Genomic DNA, 21,484 nt, shown 5'->3' with positions numbered 1-21,484 from the left:
CCTCCGGGCACCCAGGAAGCGAGACCGCGATGAACCGGACGCCACTGACCGAACCCCGCGCCGAGGGCGCCGATCGCCGCGCGGTGGCCGAGGCCCACGGGATCTGTAAGCGCTACGGGCCCACCGTGGCCCTGGACGACGTGCGGATCGCCGTCCGGGCCGGTGAGTCGCACGCCCTGGTCGGCCGTAACGGGGCCGGCAAGTCGACCCTGGTGGCCATCCTGACCGGACTGCAGCGGCCGGACCGCGGCGTTGTCCTGTTCGACGGCGAACCCGCGCCCGGCCTGGCGGACCGTGAGGCCTGGCAGCGGCGGGTCGCCTGCGTCTACCAGCAGTCGACGATCATCCCCGATCTCACTGTCGCTGAGAACCTGCACGTCAACCGGCAACCCACGGTTCGAGGCCAGGTGATCAGCTGGCGGCGGATGCGCCGGGCGGCTCGCGAGCTGCTGGACGCATGGGGTGTGGAGGTCGACGAGAACGTGCCGGCGGGCAGGCTCACCGTCGAGGACGCCAAGATGGTCGAGATCGCGAGATCGATCTCGCGCGGAACCCGGTTCATCATTCTGGACGAGCCGACAGCCCAGCTGGACAGTCGGGCGATCGACCGCCTGTTCACCCATGTCCGGCGATTGCAGCGGGCCGGGATCACCTTCCTCTACATCTCCCACCATCTGGAGGAGATCTACGCCGTCTGCCAGGTCGTCACCGTCTTCCGGGACGCCCGCTGGATCACCACGGCACCCGTGGGCGAGCTGGGCAGAACCGAACTCATCGAGGCGATGACCGGAGGCCGGGGCGTGGGTGCGGCCCCCGACCACGGCGTGATCCGGTCGCCGTCGGCGGACGCGCCCGTGGCCGTCCGGGTGCACCGGCTGAGTGGCCCGCATTTCACGGAGGTCAGCTTCGCCATCCGGTCCGGCGAGACGGTGGGGCTGACCGGGCTCGCGGGTTCCGGGAGTCATCAGGTCGCCGAGGCGCTGGCCGGGCTGTACCGGCCCGACAGCGGGCGGATCGAGGTTCTCGGCCGTCCGACGCGGCCGGGCAGCGTCCCCTCGGCGCTCGCGGCGGGCGTGGGCTGTGTGCCGCGCGACCGGCACCATGAAGGGCTGGTACCGGAGCTGTCGGTCGCCGAGAACGCGTCCATGACCATCATGGGCCGGCTGGGGCGGCTGGGCGTGATCTCGCGCTCGTCCCGGGACGCCTTCGCCCGGCGGACGATCACCGGTCTCGACATCAGAACGGACGGCCCGGCCCAGCCGGTCAAGGACCTGTCGGGCGGTAATCAGCAGAAGGTCGTCATGGGCCGGGCGCTGGCCACCGACCCGCGTGTACTGGTGCTCATCAATCCGACGGCGGGTGTCGACGTGCAGTCCAAGCGGGCGCTGCTGTCGGTCGTCGACCGCGCCAGGGCCGCGGGACGCGCGGCGCTCGTCGTTTCGGACGAGCTGGCGGACCTGCGGACCTGTGACCGTGTGCTGGTGATGTTCAACGGCTCTCTCGCCGCCGAGTACACCGTCGGCTGGACCGACGAAGAGCTGGTGGCCTCGATCGAAGGGGTCGGCACCGGACATGAATGACACCGCGCCGAGCGGCCGGACGAAAGGCCCGACGCCCGGTGGCGGGCCGGACAGAGCGGTCCGCCACCCCGTCCGTGCGATCGCCCTGGGCCGGGTCCGCGACCTGGCGCTGTTGCCCGCGGTCCTCCTGCTGCTGGTCATCGGTGCGGTCAGCAACGAGAGCTTCCTTGAGCGGGACAACCTGCTGAACGTGCTCAGCGCCTCCTCGGCGCTCGGACTGCTGGTGCTCGCCGAGGCGATGATCCTGATCAGCGGCAAGATGGACCTCTCGCTGGAGTCGATCGCGGGGCTCGCCCCGGCCCTCGGCTTCATGGCCGTGATCCCGGCTGCCTCGGCGGGTTTCGGCAGCGAGTTGCCCACCTGGTTCGGCCTGCTGATCATTCCGCTCACCGGGGCGCTGATCGGGGCCGTGAACGGTCTGCTGATCGTCAAGCTCCAGCTCAACGGATTCATCGTGACCCTGGCGATGAACATCGTGCTGCGCGGAGTCCTGGTCGGCATGGTGTCCGGTAAAACCCTGTTCGACGCACCCGCCGCGTTCTTGGCCCTCGGGTCCGACAGCTGGCTCGGCGTCCCCGTCTCCGTGTGGGTGGCCGGCGCCTGCTTCGCTGTCGCCGGGTGGGCGCTGCGCTACCACCGATGGGGACGGGCGGTGTACGCGGTGGGCGGCAACGCCCCCGCGGCGCGGGCCGCGGGCATCCGGGTCGACCGGGTGGCCTGGGGAGTTCTGGTCATCGGCGGGACCCTGGCCGCGCTGGCCGGTCTGGTGATCGCCGGACGGGTCGGGGCGATCAACGCCAATCAGGGTCAGGGCCTCATCTTCACCGTGTTCGCGGCCGCTGTCATCGGCGGCATCAGCCTGAACGGCGGCAAGGGATCCCTGGCCGGGGCGCTGCTCGGGGTCCTGCTGCTGGGCATGCTGGAGAACCTGCTCACCCTGGCGCAGGTGTCGTCCTTCTGGATCCAGGCCATCTACGGCGCGATCATCCTGGTGGCGTTGATGATCGCCCGGCTCACCACCGGCGAGAGCCAGGAGTAGAGCGCGGCCCAGGAGGGGGCGAGGCCCAGGAGTGGGGCGAGGCTCAGAGTGGGGCGAGGTCCAGGAGTGGAGCGCGGCTCAGAGCGGAGTGAGGCCCAGGGGTGGAGTGAGGCCCAGGGGTGGAGCGCGGCCCAGGGGTGGAGCGCGGCCCAGGAGTGGAGCGCGGCCCAGGAGTGGAGCGGGATCCAGGTGTGATCCGAGGGGAGCAGTGCGGGGCAATAACTCATAGAATGACCCAAATGCCATCCGCTAGATGGGACGGCCGTCATGATGTTCCCCAAGGAGGTAACACCGGACGGAACGCATGGGCCGTTCGAGATGGCGAATGTGGCCGCCGCGGTGATCGACGCGAAGGGCACGGTCATCGGCTGGACGGGAGCCGCTGAGCGGCTTCTCGGCTATGGCACGGCGGAGGTCCTCGACCGCTCCGCTGCCATGCTGCTGGCGCAGCCCGAGGACGCGGCACGGGCGGCCGAGGTCGCCGTGGAGTGCGGGACCCGGGAGAGCTGGGGCGGCCTGGTGGGCGCCCGGCACAGTGACGGCCGCCGTATCGAGGTCGGGCTACGGGTGACCGCGATGTCCGACACCGACGACCGCAAGGCCTGGCTCGTATCGGCGATCGACGTGTCGAAGGCCCCGACCTGGGCGGTCAACGGGGAGGTGCTGGAAGGCTTTCTCACCCGCTCACCGCTCGGCATGGCCGTACTCAGCCCGGACCTGCGGTACGTGTGGATGAACGACACCCTGGAGCGTTACGGCGGTGTGCCGCGCGACGAGCGGCTCGGGCGCCGGATGTCGGACTCGTTGCCGGGCCTGAACACCGGGGCGCTCGAAGCACAGATGCGGCGGGTGCTGGAGACCGGCGTGCCGGTCATCGACTACGAGTACCGGGGCTGGACCTGGGCGGACCCCTACCAGGAACACGCCTACTCCACCTCCTTCTTCCGGCTCGACGACCCGGACGGCAGCCCGCTGGGCGTGTGCTACATGGGCATGGACGTCACCGACCGATGGCGGGCCCGGGAGCGCCTGGCCCTGCTCAGCGAGGCCAGCGCCTGTATCGGGGGCACGCTGAATGTGATGCGGACCGCCCAGGAGCTGGCCGACTTCTCGGTGCCGAGGCTCGCCGACTTCGTGACCGTCGATCTGCTGGAAGCCGTGCTGGCCGGTGAGGAACCCGGTTCGCGGACGCCCGACGGAACATATCCGGCGCGGCGTGCCGGGCAGCAGTCGATCCACGAGGGCTGTCCGGAGTCGGTGATCGCCACCGGCGACCCGATCGCCGCCCCCATGTCGTCGCCGTACATCCAGAGCATGGTCAACGACACCTCGATTCTGGAACCGTGCCTGGACCCCGACACCACGCCGTGGGTCGCCGAGGACCCGGCCCGGGCCGAGAGCATGAAGGAGTTCGGGGCGCCCTCGGCGATGTGGGTGCCGCTGTCCGCGCGCGGCACCGTACTGGGAGTGGCCACCTTCATCCGCACGGAGCATCCGCAGCCGTTCGAGGAGGACGATCTGCTGCTCGCCGAGGAGCTTGTCAGCCGAGCCGCGGTGTGGGTGGAGAACGCCCGCCGCTATACCCGTGAGCACGCCGCGGCGCTGGCCCTGCAGCGCAGTCTGCTCCCGCAGGGGCTGAACGGCGGGACCGCCATGGAGGTCGCCTCGCGCTATCTGCCGGCCGATGCCCGGGAAGGGGTGAGCGGTGACTGGTTCGACGTGATCCAGCTGTCCGGCGCCCGGATCGCCCTGGTCGTCGGTGACGTCGTCGGGCACGGCCTCAACGCCGCGGCGACCATGGGCAGGCTGCGCACCGCCGTACAGACGCTCGCCGACATGGACCTGCCGCCCGACGAGCTGCTGGCCCACCTGGACGACCTGGTGATCCGCCTGACGGAGGAGAAGGACGGCGACGACGAGCCCATCGCCACCGCGGTACTTGGCGCCACCTGCCTCTATGCCGTCTACGACCCGGTCACCCAGTTGTGCACCATGGCCCGGGCCGGACATCCGCCGCCCGCCGTGGTCGCCCCCGGCGGCAAGGTCGTCTTCCCGGACCTTCCGGCGGGCCCTCCGCTGGGCCTCGGATCGTTGCCCTTCGAGTCCGCCGAGATATCCCTCCCCGAGGGAAGCCTGATCGCCCTCTACACCGATGGCCTGATCGAGAGCAGTGACCAGGACATCGACGTCGGACTGTCCCGCCTCAGCGATGTGCTCGCGCAATCCGGCCTGCCGCCGGAGGAGCTGTGCTCGGCGGTCGTGAACAACCTGCTGACCGGCCCGCAGACCGATGATGTCGCGCTGCTCCTGGCGCGGCCGCATGCGCTGGGCGCAGACCGGGTCGCCTCGTGGGATCTGCCGACGGATCCGGCGATCGTCGCGAGCGCCAGGGAGCTGGCTGTCCGCCAGCTGCTCGGATGGCAGCTGGACGACCTGGTGATGACCACGGAACTGGTGGTCAGCGAGTTGGTCACCAACGCCATCCGGCACGGCACCGGACCCGTCAGGCTGCGCATGATCCGGCATGACAAGTTGATCTGCGAGGTGTCCGACGCCAGCAACACCTCGCCCCGGATGGGCCATGCGCGAACCACCGACGAGGGCGGCCGGGGACTGTTCCTCGTCGCCCAGCTGACCCGCCGTTGGGGTACGCGCTACACCCCGGCCGGAAAGATCATCTGGGCCGAGCAGGACCTGCCTGCCGGCTGGGTAACCGGGGCGGGCGCCGACCCCCCGGACGCTTGAGAGTTCCTCTCCGGCAGCGCCGCCCTCGTCATGCGTAGGTCTCGGCTTCGAATCCCGAAGGCGGCTCCGCCGCGGTCGGCCGGCACGGGCCGTCAGGCCGGCATCGTCGACCTGGGATTTACCGGTGCCCCGCGGGCAGGGCCTCGAACACGGGCGCGTCGTACCGGGGGGCGTACTTAAGAGGTCCTTACTGTGAACGGCTAGCATCGCGAACGCACTGGTCGGCTGGGATGGGGTGAGGACGTGGGGGTGCCGAGGATCGGTGTCGCCGTGGTGACCATGGGGAACCGGCCCGCTGAAGTCGACGCGCTGCTGGAGTCCGTGGCCAAGCAGGATCTCGCCCCCGAGCGCATCGTGATCGTCGGCAACGGCTGTCGGCTGCCGGAGTTCGCCCGACGGCTGTCGCTGCCCGGTGAGGTCACCCCCATCGACGTCGAGGAGAACCTCGGCTGCCCGGGTGGGCGGAACGTGGCGCTGGCCCGGCTGCGGGAGTTCGGGGACGTCGACGTCGTCGTCGAGCTGGACGACGACGGGCTGTTGGTCGACGCGGACGTGTTGCGCCGCGTGGCCGAGCTGTTCGCCGCCGACCCACGCCTCGGCATCGTCGGCTTCCGCATCGCCGACGAGAACGGGGAGACCCAGCAGCGGCACGTCCCGCGCGTCGGCTCGGCCGATCCGATGCGGGGCGGGTACGTCACCGGGTTCCTCGGCGGAGGCCACGCCTTCCGGATGGCGATGCTCGGCGAGATCGGGGACTGGCCCGCCGAGTTCTTCTTCGCCCACGAGGAGACCGACCTCGCGTGGCGGGCCGCCGACGGCGGCTGGCGGATCCTCTACGCGCCCGAACTGCTGCTCCAGCACCCGAAGACCTCACCCGCCCGGCACGCCATCTACTACCGGGTGAACGCCCGCAACCGGGTGTGGTTGGTCCGCCGCCGACTCCCGTTCGCGCTGATTCCCGTGCATCTGGGTGCGTGGATGCTGCTCACCTTGCTGCGAGTGCGCTCGGTGGCCGGGTTGCGCGCGTGGTTCGGCGGGTTCATGGAAGGCGTGCGGGAACCCGCGGGGGAGCGTCGGCCGATGAGCTGGCGAACCGTCTGGCGGCTCAGCCGACTGGGGCGGCCACCAGTCATCTGACGACGCGCCACGACCGTGTGCCATCACCGCGTGTCATGACTGTGCACCAGGTCCGCGCGCCATGATCGAGCACCAGGTCCGCGCGCCAATGTCCGTGCACCGAGACCGCACCCCATGGCAGCGCCGCATGACGACCCGCCTGCACATCGCTCGCGGCACCTGACAGCCGTACGGACGAAGGCCCCGGTCGTTCACCTCCGACGACCGGGACCCTCGTCCGCACGCGGATCCGGCCGCGACGGCGACACTCCCCCGAGTTGCGCGTCGTACGCGCGCACCGTCGGGCCAGATCCGATGCAGTGATCACATCAGGCCATACCAACAGATCGCTAACATGTGGCCAACGATGGTTCTCCGTTCGGTCGCCGGGTGGCGTGTGACCGGGTGAGGTGTACGGGAAGGCAAGGGGGCGTGATGGGGTGCGGGCTGCAGTACGAGCTGCGGTTCGGACTGCTGGGGCCGCCCGTTCTGTACGACGGTGAAGGCGACGACGGTGGCGTCCGGGCCATCCGCAGTCCCAAGGCGCGGGTCCTGCTGGCCGCGCTGCTGCTCGAAGCCGGTCGTACCGTCTCCGTCGATTCGCTCAAGGACGCGTTGTGGGGCGGTGCCCCTCCGCCGTCCGCGCAGGCGTCCCTGCACAACCACGTCACCCGGCTGCGGCGCCTGCTCGACGATCCGGGGCGGCTGCGGGCGGTGCCGCCCGGCTACCTGTTGCGCGTCGAGCAGGGCGAACTGGACGTCCATGTCTTCGAACGGCACCTCGCCGCCGCGCGCGGCGCGCACGCCGCCCGCAACTGGGAGCGCGTCGTACGGGAGGGCGTCGACGCGCTCGCGCTGTGGCGAGGCACGCCACTGAACGGACTCCCGCCCGAGCTGGGCGGATACGCCTTCGTGCAACGCCTTCGGGAGGCACGGCTGCTGCTCCTGGAGTGGCGGTACGACGCCGAACTCGCCCTCGGCGGCTCGCGACTCGGAGGCCTCGTGCCGGAGTTGGCCGCGCTGGCCGCCGAGCATCCGCTGCGCGAGACCTACCACCGCCAGCTGATGCTCGCCCTGCACCGCACCGGCCGTCAGGCCGAGGCCCTCGCCGTCCACCGGGACCTGCGCACCCGTCTCGTCGAGGAACTCGGTATCGAGCCGGGGCCGGGGGTGCGGGAGGCGCATGTGGAGGTGCTCCAGGGCGGTGCGCCGGGCACGTCCGGGTACGACGGATCCGCGCCGGGGACTTCGGTGACTCCCCTTCCCGTGACTCCCACGCCCGTGACTCCTGACGGCCCCCGGCCCCCGGCTGCCGCGCGGGTTTCGGAAGCAAAAGCCGTTGTCGAAGTCGATGTCGAGGCCGACGTCGAAGTCGAAGCTACGCGCGAAGACAACGGTGCCGTCACACCCGCCGTGCCCCATCCGACTCAGTCCTCACAGCCCTGTCAGCCCTCTCAGCCTTCCAAGCCGTTCCAACTGCCCCGACCGCCCCGCCCCGCTCAACTCCCACCGGCTCCGGCACACTTCACGGGCCGGGCCGCCGAACACGAAGACCTGCACCGCGCCCTCTTCCCCAGCGAAAGGCCCGCCCACACCGCCACCGCGGTCGCGCCCACCCTCACCCTCACCGTCATCACCGGCATGCCCGGCGTCGGCAAGAGCGCGCTCGCGCTACACGTGGCGCACGGGCTGCGGGAACGTTTCCCCGACGGCCAGCTCTACGTCAATCTGCACGGCGCCACCCCCGGCCAGGCCCCCCTCACCCCGGGCCAGGCGCTGACCTCCCTGCTCCGCGACCTCGGCACCGACCCCCGCTCCATCCCCGAACACCCGGACGCCGCTTCCGCGTTGCTCCGCTCGCTGCTCGCGCCGACGCGCACCCTGCTGGTCCTGGACGACGCCGCGAACGCCGCTCAGGTACGGCCGTTGTTGCCGGCCGGGGCCGACTGCGCGGTGATCGTGACCAGTCGCTCGCCGCTGACCGCCCTCGATGGGGCGCGCCGCTTCCCCCTCGCCCCGCTGAGCGACGAGGACAGCGCGACGCTGCTGCGGGCGGCCTCCGGCCGCGACGGCAGGGACGGACTGGACGCGGCCCACCCTCTCGTCGAGCTCACCGGCCGTCTCCCGCTCGCCCTGCGGGTGGTCGCCGCCCGGCTCGCAGCGCGCAGTGCCCTCACACCGGACGTCCTGGCAGGTCAACTGGCGGCGACCGAGGGGCGGTTGCACCACCTGGAGTACGACGACCTCAGCGTCCGGCGGTCTCTCGCCGTCGCCCACGACGCGCTCGCCGCGTCCGACCGGAGGGCCGACCGGGACGCCGCCCTCGCCCTGCGCCGCATCGGCGCCCTCTACCTCCCCGCCTACGGTGTCCCTCTCGTCGCCCACCTCATCGGCACCGACGAGGCCCGGGCCGAGGGCGCGCTCGACCGCCTCGTCGACGTGGCACTCCTGGAGGAGACGGCCTACGGCCGCTACATCCCCCACGACCTGGTCCGCGACTTCGCCCGCGAACTCGCCGAGGGTGAGGGGACTCCTGGTGACCCCCGTCCTCACGCGGGCGGCACCGTTCCGGTTCCCGGGCCCGTTCCCGAGCCGGAGACCGAGACCGCCACCGGTGCCGCCCTCCGCTGGTACTCCGCCGTAGCCGAACGCGCCCTCACCGCGATCGTCGAACCCGGCCTGGACCAGGACGACCGGCGTCGCCCGACCGCCGCGCAGCCGTCCGACCACGCGGACGGCGTGCTTGCCGTGCCCCCCTTCGCCCGCCCCGAGGACGCCTTCGCCTGGGGCGATGCGGAGCTGGAGAACGTCGTGGCGTTGGCGCAGCGGTACGCGGAGGGCATCGACGACCGCACGGCCGCTTACTTCTCCGCCCTGGCCCGCCTCTTCTTTCCCTACGTGCAGCGCAGGGGACGTCTCGCCGAGATGGAGGTGCTCGGGCGGGCGGCCCTCGCCGTGGCCCGGCGGCTCGGGGACGAGGCCGCCGAGGCGTACGCGCTGGGCGACCTGGCCGGGGTGCGCTTCCTGAACGGCCGTCAGAGCGACGCTCTCGATCTCAACGACCGTGCTCTGGAGATCTGGCGGCGGCTCGGCATGCCCTCCTGGATCCGCCGCTGCCTCAACAACCGTGGGCTGTTGCTGGAGGGGCTCGGCCGGCACGCCGAGTCGGGGCAGGCGCTGCGCCAGAGCCTCGAGTACTCACGGCGGTTGAGCGACCCGTACGGCGAGGCCGTAACCCGCAGCCACCTCGGCAACCTGTACGAGCACACCGACCCCCGGGCCGCCATCGAGCAGCACCGGCGTTCTCTCGCGATCGGCGACGCCATCGGCAACGTCATCGTGCAGCACTCCGCACACTGCAACATCGGTTACGCCCGTCTCACCCTCGGCGAACCCGGCGAGGCGGCCGCGCATTTCGAGGAGAGCCTGCGCATCCTCGGCGGCCACGGCGACTGGCACGGCGAGTCGCAGACGCGGCTCGGGCTCGTCCGCGCCCTGCGCCTGCTGGGCCACAGCGAGCGGGCCGGTCGGGAGTGCGCCGAGCTGCTCAGCCGCGCGGACGCCCGCGCCGACCGCTACACCGTCGGTCTGGGCCGCCACCAGCAGGGGCATCTGTTGCGCGAGCGGGGACGACTTCGGGAGGCACACGAGGAGTGGCGTTCCGCCCTCGACGCGCTGGAGGGGACGGACGAGAAGACAGTCCGCACGGAACTCAGGGAACTTCTCACGGAACCGGTCCGATCGATCTGACCGGTCCGACCGATCTGACGCTGCCGAGCCGACCGGCAGGCCACCCTCAAGCCTCCAGTCGCCCCCGCCCGGCTCAACCCTCCGCCCGGCTCAACCCTCCGCCCCAGCTCAACCCTCCGGCCCTCTCAGCCCTCCGGCACGGCTCAAGCCACCGCCTCCCTCAAGCCTCCGCCCCGTCCAGGCCCCCACCCCGGCTCAGCTGATCACTTCGCGTCCGCGTAGCACTCCACCACCGCCGTGGTGAACGGAAACCGCACCGGCGTCTCGCCGAACGTCAGCCGACCCGCGAGTTCCGCCGCCTCCCGGATCGCGGCCACGACCGTCTCGGCCTCCTCCTCGGGACAGTGCACGATCACCTCGTCGTGCTGGAAGAACACCAGCTCGGCCGCCATGTCCGCGCAGGTCTGCCGCAGCGCGGCGAGCAGCAGCAGGGTCCAGTCGGCGGCGCTGCCCTGGACGACGAAGTTGCGGGCGAAGCGGCCGCGGGCGCGAGCGTTGGTGGAGGCGTACCCGGGCACCCACTGCCGTTCCTCCGGCTCGTCCTCCGACGCGGGGATCCCGGCCTCCTCGGAAGCGTCCTCGCCCGCCCCGGCCGCCGGGGGGCAGGTCCGGCCGAGCCAGGTCCGCACGAGCCGCCCCTCCTCGCCGGCGCGGGCCGCGTCGTCGACGTACGCCACCGCCCTGGGGAAGCGGCGTCTGAGCGCGGCGAGGTTCTTGAGGCCGTCGCCGGAGGTCTGGCCGTAGACCGCGCCGAGCACGGCGAGTTTGGCCTGGGCGCGGTCCCCGGAGAAGGCGCGGTCGGAGACGGACTGGTACAGGTCTGTCTCCCGGCCGGCCACCTCCATCAGGCCGGGGTCCCGGGAGATGGCCGCGAGGACGCGCGGTTCCATCTGGTCGGCGTCGGCGACGACCAGCCGCCAGCCGGGGTCGGCGACGACGGCACGCCGGATGACCTTGGGGATCTGGAGTGCGCCTCCGCCGTTGGTCACCCAGCGGCCGGTGACGGTCCCACCCGCGAGGAACTCGGGCCGGAAGCGGCCCTCGCGGACCCAGTCCTGCAGCCAGGACCAGCCGTGCGCGACCCAGATGCGGTACAGCTTCTTGTACTCGATCAGCGGCTTCACGGCCGGATGGTCGAGGGACTCGAGCTCCCAGCGCCGGGTCGACTTCACCTTGATCCCGGCCTGTGCGAACGCCTTGACGACATCTGCGGGCAGGTCGGGGCGGACCCGGCGGCCGAAGGCGGCCGACACCTCGTCGGCGAGCTCGGCCAGGCGCCGGGGCTCGCCCCCGCCCGCGTACCGCTCGCCGAGCAGTTCGTGCAGCACCCCGCGGTGTACGTCCGCGCTCCACGGCAGCCCGGCACGGTTCATCTCGGCGGCCACCAGCATCCCCGCCGACTCGGCCGCCGTCAGCAGTCGCATCCGGTCCGGGTGCGCGGTGGAGTCGTGCCGGCGCTGCTGTTCGGCGTACACCTCGACGAGGTCCGGCAGAGGCAGGTGCACCGACTGGGGTTCGAACAAGGGTGACTGCGAGCCGGGTTCGGCGGCCCGCTGCGGTGGGTCCGGCGGTACGGGGCCGCCGCGCAGCCGGGCCAGGGCGGCGGCGGCCGAACGCGGCTCGCCGTACCGCCCCTCGTGGCCCAGCAGGAGGGTCTCCGCGTCCTCGACGTCGTAGCACCGCTCCACTCGCACCCCCGTGGCGAGCAGGCGCGGATACGTCTCGGCCGTCGACCGCCACACCCAGCGTGTGACCTCCGGCAGGTCCCGTACCGCCCGAGCGGCGTCCGCCACTCGGCGCACCGGCCCGGCGAGCAGCCCTCCGGGACCGAGGGGGGCGATCTCCACGCCACCGTCCTCGGCCGGAGCGACAGCCCACCGGTCGGTCATGACGAGAGTGTGGCAGCAGGGTCTGACAATGCCTGTCCTCCTGCTCCCGCAGCCCTGTGCTCCTGCTCCCCAGCCCTGTGCTCCTGCTCCCGCAGCCCTGCGCGCTGCTCTACGCCCCGCCCTACGCCCCGCCCTACTCCCCGTCCGCCTCCGCGTTCGCCGCGCGCGTCTTCACCAGCTCCGCCAGGGCCTTCGTGACGTACTCCTCGGTCCGTTCCTTGTCGATGCCGAGGCCGTTCAGCACCCCCTGGCCGTTCTCGAACTCCAGCAGGGCCAGCAGGATGTGCTCGGTGCCGATGTAGTTGTGGCCGAGGCGGAGGGCCTCGCGGAAGGTGAGTTCCAGGACCTTCTTGGCGTCGGAGCCGTAGGGGACGAGCTCCGGGACCTCGTCGGCCGCGGGCGGGAGCGCGGCGGCGGCGGCCGGGCGTACGGAGCGGAGGGAGGCGCCCTGCGCGGTGATGGCCGCGGCCGCCACGGACTCCGGCTCCGCCAGCAGGCCGAGGACGAGGTGCTCGGGGCGGCCCTCGGCGTTGCCCGCGGTCCTGGCCTCGTTGTGGGCGGCCATGACCACGTTCCGCGCGCGGGGCGTGTAGCGGCTGAAACCGTTGCCGGGATCGAGGTCGGCCGACTCCTTGGGCACGAACCGCTTCTGCGCGGCCTGCCGGGTGACCCCCATGCTCTGGCCGATGTCCGTCCAGGAGGCGCCGGAGCGCCGGGCCTGGTCCACGAAGTGGCCGATGAGGTGGTCGGCCACCTCGCCGAGGTGCTCACCCGCGAGCACCGCGTCCTGGAGCTGCTCCAAGGGCTCGGCGTGGACCTTCTTGATCGCCGTGATGAGGTCGTCGAGACGTACGGACGACGTGATGTCGGGGTTCGTCATGTGTCAACCGTAGGTTGACAGTAATGGGGTGTCAACCTGTAGTTGACACCTCTTCGGCGTGCTACTTCGGTGTGGCCGCGAGCCGCAGAGCGAGCCCCGTGAACACCGTGCCGCTGAAGATGTTGAGCCCTCGCGCTACCCGTCGGCTGCGGCGCAGCAGCGCGGAGAGCTTCCCGGAGAGCAGGCCGATCGACCCGTCGACGGCGAACCCCATGACCGTGATCGACAGCCCCAGAACCAGGAACTGCTCCCAGACATGTCCCTTCTCGGGCGCCACGAACTGGGGCAGGAACGCCACGTTGAAGAGGATCACCTTGGGGTTGAGCAGATTGGTGACGGCACCCTGCCAGAAGGCCCGCCGCATCCCCGGCCCGGACACGGATCCCTCGCCCGGCACCGAACGGTCCCTGAACGACTTCACCGCGAGGTACAGCAGATAGGCCGCGCCGGCCCAGCGCAGTACGTGGTACAGCGTCGGCAGAGCCAGGAACAGCGCCGACAGTCCGAGCGCCGCGGCGACCGTGTGCACGAACATCGCGCAGGCCACTCCGAACGCCGCCATCAGGCCCGCGGCGGGGCCGCCCCGGCCGCCCATGGCCACGATGAACATCATGTCGGGACCGGGCGTGACGCAGAGCGCGAAGGCGGCGACGAGGAAGGCCGCGTAGAGAGACATGTCCACCATGCGGGCCATGCTCGAAGCGCGGTCGTGCGACGGCGACCGAGTTTCGGGGGGTGAGACGATCGCCTGGTGACCAGCACCGTCGAACGCGCCTTCCAGGCCGCCCTCTACGCCGACTCCGACTCCGCCCTCGACGTAGGCGCCTCGCTCCTCGCGGCCGACCCCGCGGCGGACGCCGAACTGACCCGGCGTGGCGAGGAGTTCGTGGCGACGGCCTGGCGGCGCGGCTGGCAGCCCGCCGACGTCGTACGGATCGTGCGCCGCGAACTGGACGACGTCCACGCGCGCGTGCTGTCCGCGCTCATCCGCTCGCAGGCGTCCTACGACGGTCCGCGCGGCCCCCGCTGGACCGCGCAGCTCGACGAGCTGACCACCGAGGCCCCGCCTCGTACGGACCGCTTCTCGTACGCCACCACGGTCCTCGAGCTGTACCGCCTGCTGCTGCGCCTGCCCACCATCGAGCCGCTGGAGCAGCCCGCGGCGGCCGGCGGGGCGACCGCACGGCAGCACACCACGTCGGACACCCGCATGCTCACCCGTATCCGCGCCCTCCTCGCCAAGGCGGAGGCGACCGGTTTCCCGGAGGAGGCCGAGGCGCTCAGCGCCAAGGCGCAGGAGCTGATGGCCCGGCACAGCGTGGACGAGGCGGTGCTCGCGGCCGGCGCGCCCACGGCCGACGCCCCCGGCGCCTGCCGGATCGGTGTCGAGCCGCCGTACGAACAGGCCAAGGCGGTGCTGCTCGACGCGGTCGCCACCGCGAACCACTGCCGTGCCGTGTGGAACGAACCGCTCGGCTTCTCGACCGTCGTCGGCTTCGAACCGGACCTGGAGGTGGTCGAGCTGCTCTACACCTCGCTTCTCGTCCAGGCCCAGTCCGCGATGGCGAAGGCGGAGGCGGCACAGCGCGCGGGCGGCCGTAAGCGGACCAAGACCTTCCGGCAGTCCTTCCTCGCCGCCTACGCCCACCGCGTCGGCACCCGGCTGCGCGAGGCCGCCGCGAGTCCGGTGAGCGAGGACCTGCTGCCCGTCCTCGCCACCCGCGAGGTCGCCGTCACCGACCGCCTCGACCGCATGTTCCCGCAGACCACCACGACCCGCCTGCGCGGTGTCAGCGACGAGGCGGGCTGGACGGAGGGTTCGGACGCGGCCGACCGGGCCCAGGTCCGGTCACGCCGACCGCTGGGCTGAGCCGCGTCCTTCTCGAGTCGGCCGAGTCAGTCACCGACCTGCTGGAAACCGCTCACCGTGGCGTCGGGCTCGCCCGCGCCGCCCTTCAGGGCGACATCGCCGTACGACCACGGGAAGCTGTGCGTGGCCGTGGACCCGGGCAGGCTGAACTTCGCCGTCTTCGCGGCCAGGCTCTTCGCGTCGCCCGACTCGCCGCGGACGTAGGTGATCGTGAACGAGATCGCCTGGTCCTTGGCGAGGGTCAGCTTCTGGGCCTTGGCCGCGGGGTCGGCGGGCACGGCGGCCGAGGTGCCGTCCGCCTGGATCTCGACGGCGGGGAGGCCGTCGAGGGTGCACTTGGTGGCGCCGTTGGTGATCGTGACGGGGACGCTGCCGGTGTCCCCGGCTGCGGGGGCTTCGGCGGCGGGCCCGACCTCGACGGCAACCTCGTCGATCTTGCAGGCGGTGGTGCCGCCCTTGCCGGAGTCCGTGTCACCGCCGCTGCCGTCGTCGCTGCAGGCGGTGAGCAGGAAGGCGGCGGCGAGTGCGGCGGCGGCGAGGGAGGGAGCGGAGCGCATGAGGATCCTCTGGGGAGCGTGATGCCGATGGTCGACTGCATGGATCATCACGCATGAAACCGCGGCGCGCTCGCCCACCCCGGCCGAGCCACCCTCGGCGCCGCTGCTCAGCCCTTGGCGCCGCTGCTCAGCCTCCGGCGCCGCCGCTCAGGCCCTGACGCCGCTGCTCAGACCCTGGCCGCCCGCTCACGGCCCCGGCCGCCGATCGCTTCTCAGGGCTGCGGCCGCCTCTCAGGGCTGCGGCCGCCCCTCCGGGCTGCGGCCGCCCCTCAGGACCCCAGACTCGCCGTCGGCAGGCCGCTCGGTAGCCGGCCGCCCTCCGACCTGGTGTAGGTCTCCGTGCCGAGGTCGCCTTCCCAGGTCACCTCGAGCTGCGACTTGCCGACGGAGTCCACCGTCCCCTCGGCGCGCTCCTTGCCGCCGTCCGTGCACCGGAGGCGGATCACCTGAGCACCGGACTTCTCACCGGCGGTGCCGCTGCACACGTCCCCGCCGGTGGCGAAGAGCCCCACCTTGGTGCCGGTGATCACCAGCGCCACGGCATCGCCGTCGGTGGTGGCCAGCCAGCTGCCCTCCAGCCCGTCGGAAGCGGCGGTGGATCCCCCGCCGCCCCCGTTCGTGCCGCCCGAGTCCGCGCTCGCGGTCGTGGACGCGCTGGGGGCGGTGGAGGTCTCGTCGTCGGAGCCGCTGTCACCGCTGCACGCGGTCAGCGCGAGGGCGCCGGCCAGCGAGGCGGCCGCGGCCACCGTCCGCAGTCGCGCCGCCCCGCGCCAGAAGGTCGCCGAAGTCACTGGCAGCTCCCAAGCTGTAGCCGGTCGCCCCGTCGGCCGGGTCGGCCGTAAGGTCCGCAGCAAGCTACCAGGGCGTAACCGGGCCCACCAGGACGACTTCCGAACGCCTGGCAGGCCCCCGGGACCGGACCTACCAGGACGACTTCCGAACACCCGGCAGGTACCCCGCGTGCGCCTGCTCGCGCAGGCCCACCCGGGACAGCCCGAACGCGCGGAAGTAGCCGCGGGGCCGCCCGTCCACCTGGTCGCGGTTGCGTACCCGCGTGGCACTGGCGTCCCTCGGCTGGCGACGCAACTCCCGTTGCGCGGCGAGTCGTTCCTCCTCGGTCGAGGACGGCCGCCGGATGATCTCCTTCAGCTCGGCCCGGCGAGCGGCGTACCGCTCGACGATCTCCTGGCGCTGCTCGTTCCTCGCGATCTTGCTCTTCTTGGCCATCAGACCTTCACCCCACGCGCGCGGATCCGGGCCACGGCCGCCTCGACGCCGATCGTGTCGACGGTCTTGATCCCCTTGGTGCTCAGCCGCAGCCGTACATGACGCCCCTCGCTCGGCAGCCAGTAGCGCTTGGACTGGATGTTCGGGTCGAAGCGGCGCGAGGTGCGCCGGTGGGAGTGGGAGATGCGGTTGCCGAAGCCGGGCTGGGCACCGGTCAGCATGCAGTGGGCGGACACAGGTGATGCACCTCTCTCGAAGCGGTCGTGCAAATGGAATTCATTTTCAGTAAGATACCAGCATGGCTCGCAACGAACTCCGCCCGGTCATCAAGCTCCGGTCCACGGCCGGAACCGGCTTCACCTACGTGACCCGCAAGAACCGCCGCAACGACCCGGACCGCATGACCCTGCGCAAGTACGACCCGGTCGTCGCCCGGCACGTCGACTTCCGAGAGGAGCGCTGAACCACCGCCATGCGCAAGGGAATCCACCCGGACTACGGTCCCGTCGTCTTCCGAGACCGTGCCGCGAACTACGCCTTCCTCACCCGCTCGACCATGACCAGCGAGAAGACGGTCGAGTGGGAGGACTGCCAGACCTACCCGGTCGTCGACGTCGAGATCTCGAACGTCAGCCACCCCTTCTACACGGGCACCGCCCGCGTCCTGGACACCGCCGGCCGCGTCGAGCGCTTCGAGCGCCGGTACGGAAAGCAGGGCTAGTGCGGTGACCGAGCTCTCCGTCGTCATCGTCGGCGGGTTGCACGCCGACGCCCGCAAGGCGGCCGTCGACCGGCTGCTCGCCGAGGTGCCCGACAGCGTCGCACTCCACCACGACCTGGCGACCGCCGCGGCCGGCACAGTCGTCCGCACCATCCGCGACGTCACCGGCATCGTGTCCGCCGGCGAGGCGCCGCTGGTCAACGACTGCGCGTGCTGTGCGCTCAGGGAGGACCTGGTGCCGGAGCTGCGACGGCTCGCCGAGGCGGGCCTGACCCGCCTCGCCGTCGTCGAGCTGTGGGACTCCGTCGAGCCCAAGGCCATGGCCGAGGTGGTGATCTCCGGCGGGCTCACCCTCACCGGCGTGATCACCGCCGTCGACCCGGCGCTCGTCCTGCCGTACCTCGGCAACGGTGACGACCTGGCCGACCGCGGGCTCGCCGCCGCGGCCACCGACCAGCGGACGGTCGCCGACACCTTCGCCCGGCAGCTGGAGTACGCCCCCGTCCTCGCCGTGGCCGACTCCCCGGAGGCCGACGAAGAGGACCAGGAGCTGCTCGCCCAGCTGCATCCGACGGCCCGCCAGGTCCCGATCGGCCACGGCGGCCTGGCGGGCGCGGCCTACCCGGAACGGATGTCGCCCTGGTCCGATGTGACGGGCGGCCACTCCGTGTCCTGGCCTGGCTGGCTGGGCGGTGACTCCACGTCCTGGTTCGGTACGGCGGGCTGGTCAGGGTCGGCGGGCGGCGCCTCCGCATCCCGGCCCGGTCCGGCCGAGGGCACCTCCGCAACACCCACCGGCCCGGCGGCCGGCACCTCCGCAACACCCACCGGCCCGGCGGCCGGCACCCCCGCAACACCCACCGGCCCGGCGGCCGACACCCCCGCGTCCCCGCCCGGCCCGACGGGCGGCAGCCACCCTCAGCGTCCGCCGTCGCCGCTGGTCCGGGCCGCCCTTGCCGGCTTCGACGTCGAAGCCGCCGCGGCCGCCCAGCACCCGGCATGTGCGCTGCTCCCCGCGGAGGCCGACGCGCACGGGGTGTCCACCCTCGTCTGGCACCGCCGTCGCCCCTTCCATCCGGAGCGGCTGTACCAGGCCCTCGAGGACATCACCTGCGCCGCCGCCCGCAGCCGGGGCAGGTTCTGGCTCGCCGACCGGCCGGACTCGCTGCTGCACTGGGACGCGGCCGGCGGGGCGTTGTGCGTGGAGAGCGTGGGCCCGTGGCTCGCCTCCCTGCCGGACGCGGCCTGGGAGATGGTCCCGCCGGTGCGCCGCGCCGCCGCCGCGCTGGACTGGCACCCCGAGCACGGCGACTGCTGCCAGCACCTCGTCTTCACGTCCCCCGGCCTGGACCGCGACGGGCTGGAGGCACTGCTGGAGTCCTGCCTGCTGACCGACACCGAGTACGCCGCCGGGCGCGACGCCTGGAAGCGGCTGCCGCCCGCCTTCGACACCTTCCTGGAGGTCTGACCCCGCCATGCCCCGCAAGACCGACCGCGTCCCCGCCAAGAACCGGCCGAATCCACTCGATCAGGCCGGAGTGACGTACATCGACTACAAGGACACCGATCTGCTGCGGAAGTTCATCTCGGACCGCGGCAAGATCCGCAGCCGCCGGGTGACCCGCGTCACCGCCCAGCAGCAGCGACTGCTGGCGCGGGCGATCAAGAACGCCCGGGAGATGGCGCTGCTGCCGTACTCCAGCCGCTGACCGGCATCCCTCGTTCCGGCCGCCGCGACCCCGGCCGGGCGACGGTCCGATCCGGCCATCGTCCGGCCGGTGGAACACGAATGCCGTGCTGCGCGTCTCTTACTAGGGCAGGCCTTCAGGGCGTGACACACGCAGGGCAGGCCTTCCCAGCGCGCGGCGTTCGTGCATCGCGTCCGTCCAGGCTGTAACCGCAGGAACACCCCGCGTGCACGTGCATCTGCAGATGCATCCGCCCATGCGTCTGCACATGAACAGAGCTATGATCCGGGTCAGTTGACCACTGCATCAATGGCCTCACCAGCCAGTGCACCACCGGGGAGCGACCTGTGGACCACGACGTGTACGACGTTGAAGACGCGTCCGGCGTGTACAACGGCATGCCTGCCCCCGGACTGGAAGGTATGGCCGCCTGGCAGAAGAGCCGGCACAGCAACTCGCAGGGCTCCTGCGTGGAGTTCGCGCGCCTTCCCGGGGGCGAGGTCGCCGTCCGCAACTCACGCTTCCCCGAAGGTCCCGCGCTCGTCTACACCAGGGCCGAGATCGAGGCGATGCTGCTGGGTATCAAAGACGGCGAGTTCGACCACCTGATCGCGGGTTGATGCCGTCTGACCTGGGCATTGGTCGATGACCGACGTGTCCGGCAGGCCGTAACGCGCGTAGAACCGCGGCGTCGAAAGCGCCGCGGTTCGTTATTCGGCGGGAGGTTGCTGCGGCAGCCGGAAGAGCGCCCACACGACCTTGCCGCCCAGCGTGCCGGCGAGTGGGTGCCAGCCCCAGCTGTCGCTGAAGGAGTCCACCAGGAACAGCCCGCGGCCGGACTCCGCGGAGAAGTCGTCGGTCTCGCGTGCCACGGGGCTCTCGTGGCTGGGATCGCGCACCGCGCACACCAGTCGCTCGGTCCACCGCATCAGGTGCAGCCGCACGGGCGGGCTCTGCTCCGGCACGCGAGGGGTGTTGGCCGGCAGCGCGTGCCGCAGGGCGTTGGTCACCAGCTCGGAGACCACCAGACAGACGTCGTCGAAGCGGTCGCCCAGATCCCACTGGTCCAGTGTCCTGCGGCTGAACTGCCGTGCCTCGCGCACCGCTTCGAAGCGGGCGGGCAGTGCACAGGAGGCGGCGCTGTTCACGGCCGCGGGGTCAAGCGGCGGAAGGCCCTGCCGTAACGGCTCGAGCATGGTCGATCCATTCGTCCCCATGCGAGGCACTCCCGGGAATTCGCGGTCGTTGCGATGCAGCGGTTGCGCGGGACCATGGTTTCGGATGCGTTCGGCAGATGCAAGGGCAGATGCACGTGCACCTGACCGAATTGGACCCTCCCGTACCGCTTGTTGGCCAATTTTTCCGCCATCTTCTCCCCGACTCCTTGCCTACACCTCTCCGAAACCTGTCCACCCGCTGTGCGGATGGTTTGGCTTCTTTCCATCTCTGTAACCGGACGAGTACTGCTCGGAGTGTTTTAGTGGCAGACTTCGGCCCCTGAAGACGGTTGGGGAGGTTGACGAACGTGAGCGCGGGAGAGCCCGGATCGGTGGTGCGGCGGATGCTGCTCGGCTCGCAACTCAGGCGGCTGCGCGAGGCGCGCGGGATCACGCGCGAGGCCGCGGGGTACTCGATCCGCGCCTCCGAGTCGAAGATCAGCCGGATGGAGCTGGGCCGGGTGAGCTTCAAGACACGGGACGTCGAGGACCTGCTGACGCTGTACGGCATCACCGACGAGGCGGAGCGCAACTCGCTGCTCTCCCTCGCCAAGGAGGCCAATGTCGCGGGCTGGTGGCACAGTTACTCGGACGTCCTGCCGAGCTGGTTCCCCACCTATGTGGGCCTGGAGGGCGCGGCGACCCTGATCCGTGCGTACGAGGTGCAGTTCGTGCACGGCCTGTTGCAGACCGAACAGTACGCCCGCGCGGTCGTCCGGCGCGGCATGAAGGGCGCGAGCGCGGAGGACGTGGAGCGGCGCGTCGCGCTGCGCCTGGAGCGGCAGAAGTACCTCCTGGAGGACGGCGCCCCCGAGTTCCACATCATCCTGGACGAGGCCGCCCTGCGCCGCCCCTACGGCGACCGTGAGGTGATGCGCGGTCAGCTCCAGCACCTGATCGAGGTCTCGGCACGCCCCAACGTGCGGTTGCAGATAATGCCGTTCAGTTTCGGCGGGCACTCCGGCGAGAGCGGCGCGTTCACGATCCTGTCCTTCCCGGAGTCCGACCTGTCCGACGTCGTGTACCTGGAGCAGCTCACCAGCGCGCTGTACCTGGACAAGCACGAGGACGTCGCCCAGTACGAGAAGGCGCTGAAGGAACTCCAGCAGGACAGTCCCGGGCCGGACGAGAGCCGGGACCTTCTACGAGGTCTCCTCCAACTTTCCTAGGGTTCTCCCCAGAAGATTGCTCTCAGTGCCCAACTC

General features: G+C 71.5%; 20 protein-coding genes. 12 read left to right on the top strand and 8 right to left on the bottom strand.

What is annotated here, in order from left to right; translation table 11 throughout:
• Window positions 1–29: 29 nt before the first annotated feature.
• The 5 genes from AQJ84_RS15040 to AQJ84_RS15020 all read left to right on the top strand — a co-directional run bounded on the left by AQJ84_RS15040 (window position 30) and on the right by AQJ84_RS15020 (window position 10,230).
• A complete protein-coding gene (locus AQJ84_RS15040; RefSeq protein ID WP_030043302.1) occupies window positions 30–1,580 on the top strand; it encodes a sugar ABC transporter ATP-binding protein in 1,551 nt (516 codons plus the stop codon).
• Window positions 1,573–2,619 carry an ABC transporter permease gene (locus AQJ84_RS15035; protein ID WP_225877384.1) on the top strand — a complete coding sequence of 349 codons (1,047 nt, stop codon included), beginning with the start codon at window positions 1,573–1,575 and terminating at the stop codon, window positions 2,617–2,619. The genes AQJ84_RS15040 and AQJ84_RS15035 overlap by 8 nt, the downstream gene beginning before the upstream one ends.
• Before the next feature lie 267 nt (window positions 2,620–2,886).
• The gene (locus AQJ84_RS15030) at window positions 2,887–5,364 is read left to right on the top strand and encodes a SpoIIE family protein phosphatase (RefSeq protein ID WP_053191295.1); all 2,478 of its coding nucleotides are present in this window, start codon (window positions 2,887–2,889) and stop codon (window positions 5,362–5,364) included.
• 243 nt (window positions 5,365–5,607) lie between these two features.
• Window positions 5,608–6,501 (top strand): glycosyltransferase family 2 protein, encoded by an 894-nt coding sequence (locus tag AQJ84_RS15025; RefSeq protein WP_030043305.1) that lies wholly within the window; start codon window positions 5,608–5,610, stop codon window positions 6,499–6,501.
• Between the two features lie 414 nt (window positions 6,502–6,915).
• The gene (locus AQJ84_RS15020; RefSeq protein WP_063785369.1) at window positions 6,916–10,230 is read left to right on the top strand and encodes an AfsR/SARP family transcriptional regulator; all 3,315 of its coding nucleotides are present in this window, start codon (window positions 6,916–6,918) and stop codon (window positions 10,228–10,230) included.
• Between the two features lie 203 nt (window positions 10,231–10,433).
• On the opposite strand, the gene AQJ84_RS15015 is transcribed toward AQJ84_RS15020, so the two are convergent.
• The 3 genes from AQJ84_RS15015 to AQJ84_RS15005 all read right to left on the bottom strand — a co-directional run bounded on the left by AQJ84_RS15015 (window position 10,434) and on the right by AQJ84_RS15005 (window position 13,684).
• On the bottom strand, window positions 10,434–12,119 hold the full coding sequence (locus AQJ84_RS15015) for a bifunctional 3'-5' exonuclease/DNA polymerase (RefSeq protein WP_053191297.1): 1,686 nt from the start codon (window positions 12,117–12,119) through the stop codon (window positions 10,434–10,436).
• A 133-nt stretch (window positions 12,120–12,252) separates the two neighbouring features.
• Window positions 12,253–12,999: a Clp protease N-terminal domain-containing protein gene (locus AQJ84_RS15010; protein WP_030043306.1), complete on the bottom strand. Its 747-nt coding sequence runs from the start codon at window positions 12,997–12,999 to the stop codon at window positions 12,253–12,255.
• Between the two features lie 61 nt (window positions 13,000–13,060).
• Window positions 13,061–13,684: a LysE family translocator gene (locus tag AQJ84_RS15005; RefSeq protein ID WP_030043307.1), complete on the bottom strand. Its 624-nt coding sequence runs from the start codon at window positions 13,682–13,684 to the stop codon at window positions 13,061–13,063.
• 66 nt (window positions 13,685–13,750) lie between these two features.
• Here AQJ84_RS15005 and AQJ84_RS15000 point away from each other — a divergent pair, with 66 nt between their 5' ends.
• Window positions 13,751–14,869, top strand: coding sequence for a DUF2786 domain-containing protein (locus tag AQJ84_RS15000; RefSeq protein ID WP_374935396.1), 1,119 nt, complete (start codon window positions 13,751–13,753; stop codon window positions 14,867–14,869).
• A 26-nt stretch (window positions 14,870–14,895) separates the two neighbouring features.
• Here AQJ84_RS15000 and AQJ84_RS14995 read toward each other — a convergent pair whose 3' ends face one another.
• From AQJ84_RS14995 to rpmB, 4 genes are all read right to left on the bottom strand, one after another.
• Window positions 14,896–15,426 carry a DUF4232 domain-containing protein gene (locus AQJ84_RS14995; RefSeq protein WP_030043310.1) on the bottom strand — a complete coding sequence of 177 codons (531 nt, stop codon included), beginning with the start codon at window positions 15,424–15,426 and terminating at the stop codon, window positions 14,896–14,898.
• Between the two features lie 269 nt (window positions 15,427–15,695).
• Entirely contained in the window at window positions 15,696–16,217 is a 522-nt protein-coding gene (locus tag AQJ84_RS14990) for a hypothetical protein (RefSeq protein WP_225877386.1), read from the bottom strand.
• Between the two features lie 130 nt (window positions 16,218–16,347).
• A complete protein-coding gene (gene rpsN, locus AQJ84_RS14985; RefSeq protein WP_030043312.1) occupies window positions 16,348–16,653 on the bottom strand; it encodes a 30S ribosomal protein S14 in 306 nt (101 codons plus the stop codon).
• Window positions 16,653–16,889 (bottom strand): 50S ribosomal protein L28, encoded by a 237-nt coding sequence (gene rpmB, locus AQJ84_RS14980; RefSeq protein WP_030043313.1) that lies wholly within the window; start codon window positions 16,887–16,889, stop codon window positions 16,653–16,655. The genes rpsN and rpmB overlap by 1 nt, the downstream gene beginning before the upstream one ends.
• Before the next feature lie 62 nt (window positions 16,890–16,951).
• Here rpmB and rpmG point away from each other — a divergent pair, with 62 nt between their 5' ends.
• The 5 genes from rpmG to AQJ84_RS14955 all read left to right on the top strand — a co-directional run bounded on the left by rpmG (window position 16,952) and on the right by AQJ84_RS14955 (window position 19,682).
• Window positions 16,952–17,116: a 50S ribosomal protein L33 gene (gene rpmG / locus AQJ84_RS14975; RefSeq protein WP_030043314.1), complete on the top strand. Its 165-nt coding sequence runs from the start codon at window positions 16,952–16,954 to the stop codon at window positions 17,114–17,116.
• Between the two features lie 9 nt (window positions 17,117–17,125).
• A complete protein-coding gene (locus AQJ84_RS14970; protein ID WP_030043315.1) occupies window positions 17,126–17,374 on the top strand; it encodes a type B 50S ribosomal protein L31 in 249 nt (82 codons plus the stop codon).
• Window positions 17,375–17,378: 4 nt separating this feature from the next.
• Complete coding sequence (locus AQJ84_RS14965) at window positions 17,379–18,842, top strand: GTP-binding protein (RefSeq protein WP_053191299.1); 1,464 nt, start codon at window positions 17,379–17,381, stop codon at window positions 18,840–18,842.
• A gap of 7 nt (window positions 18,843–18,849) precedes the next feature.
• Window positions 18,850–19,083 carry a 30S ribosomal protein S18 gene (gene rpsR / locus AQJ84_RS14960; RefSeq protein WP_030043317.1) on the top strand — a complete coding sequence of 78 codons (234 nt, stop codon included), beginning with the start codon at window positions 18,850–18,852 and terminating at the stop codon, window positions 19,081–19,083.
• 326 nt (window positions 19,084–19,409) lie between these two features.
• The gene (locus tag AQJ84_RS14955; RefSeq protein WP_030043318.1) at window positions 19,410–19,682 is read left to right on the top strand and encodes a DUF397 domain-containing protein; all 273 of its coding nucleotides are present in this window, start codon (window positions 19,410–19,412) and stop codon (window positions 19,680–19,682) included.
• A 90-nt stretch (window positions 19,683–19,772) separates the two neighbouring features.
• Here the strand turns inward: AQJ84_RS14955 and AQJ84_RS14950 are convergent, their stop codons facing one another.
• On the bottom strand, window positions 19,773–20,279 hold the full coding sequence (locus tag AQJ84_RS14950) for an ATP-binding protein (RefSeq protein WP_079022658.1): 507 nt from the start codon (window positions 20,277–20,279) through the stop codon (window positions 19,773–19,775).
• Window positions 20,280–20,623: 344 nt separating this feature from the next.
• On the opposite strand from AQJ84_RS14950, the gene AQJ84_RS14945 reads away from it, so the two are divergent.
• Entirely contained in the window at window positions 20,624–21,448 is an 825-nt protein-coding gene (locus AQJ84_RS14945) for a helix-turn-helix domain-containing protein (protein ID WP_051870157.1), read from the top strand.
• Window positions 21,449–21,484: the final 36 nt, after the last annotated feature.

The organism is Streptomyces resistomycificus (genome assembly GCF_001514265.1).
Taxonomy (GTDB): Bacteria; Actinomycetota; Actinomycetes; order Streptomycetales; family Streptomycetaceae; genus Streptomyces; species Streptomyces resistomycificus.
The sequence above is the reverse complement of the archived record's forward strand: the minus strand, read 5'-3'. Positions and strand labels throughout refer to the sequence as shown.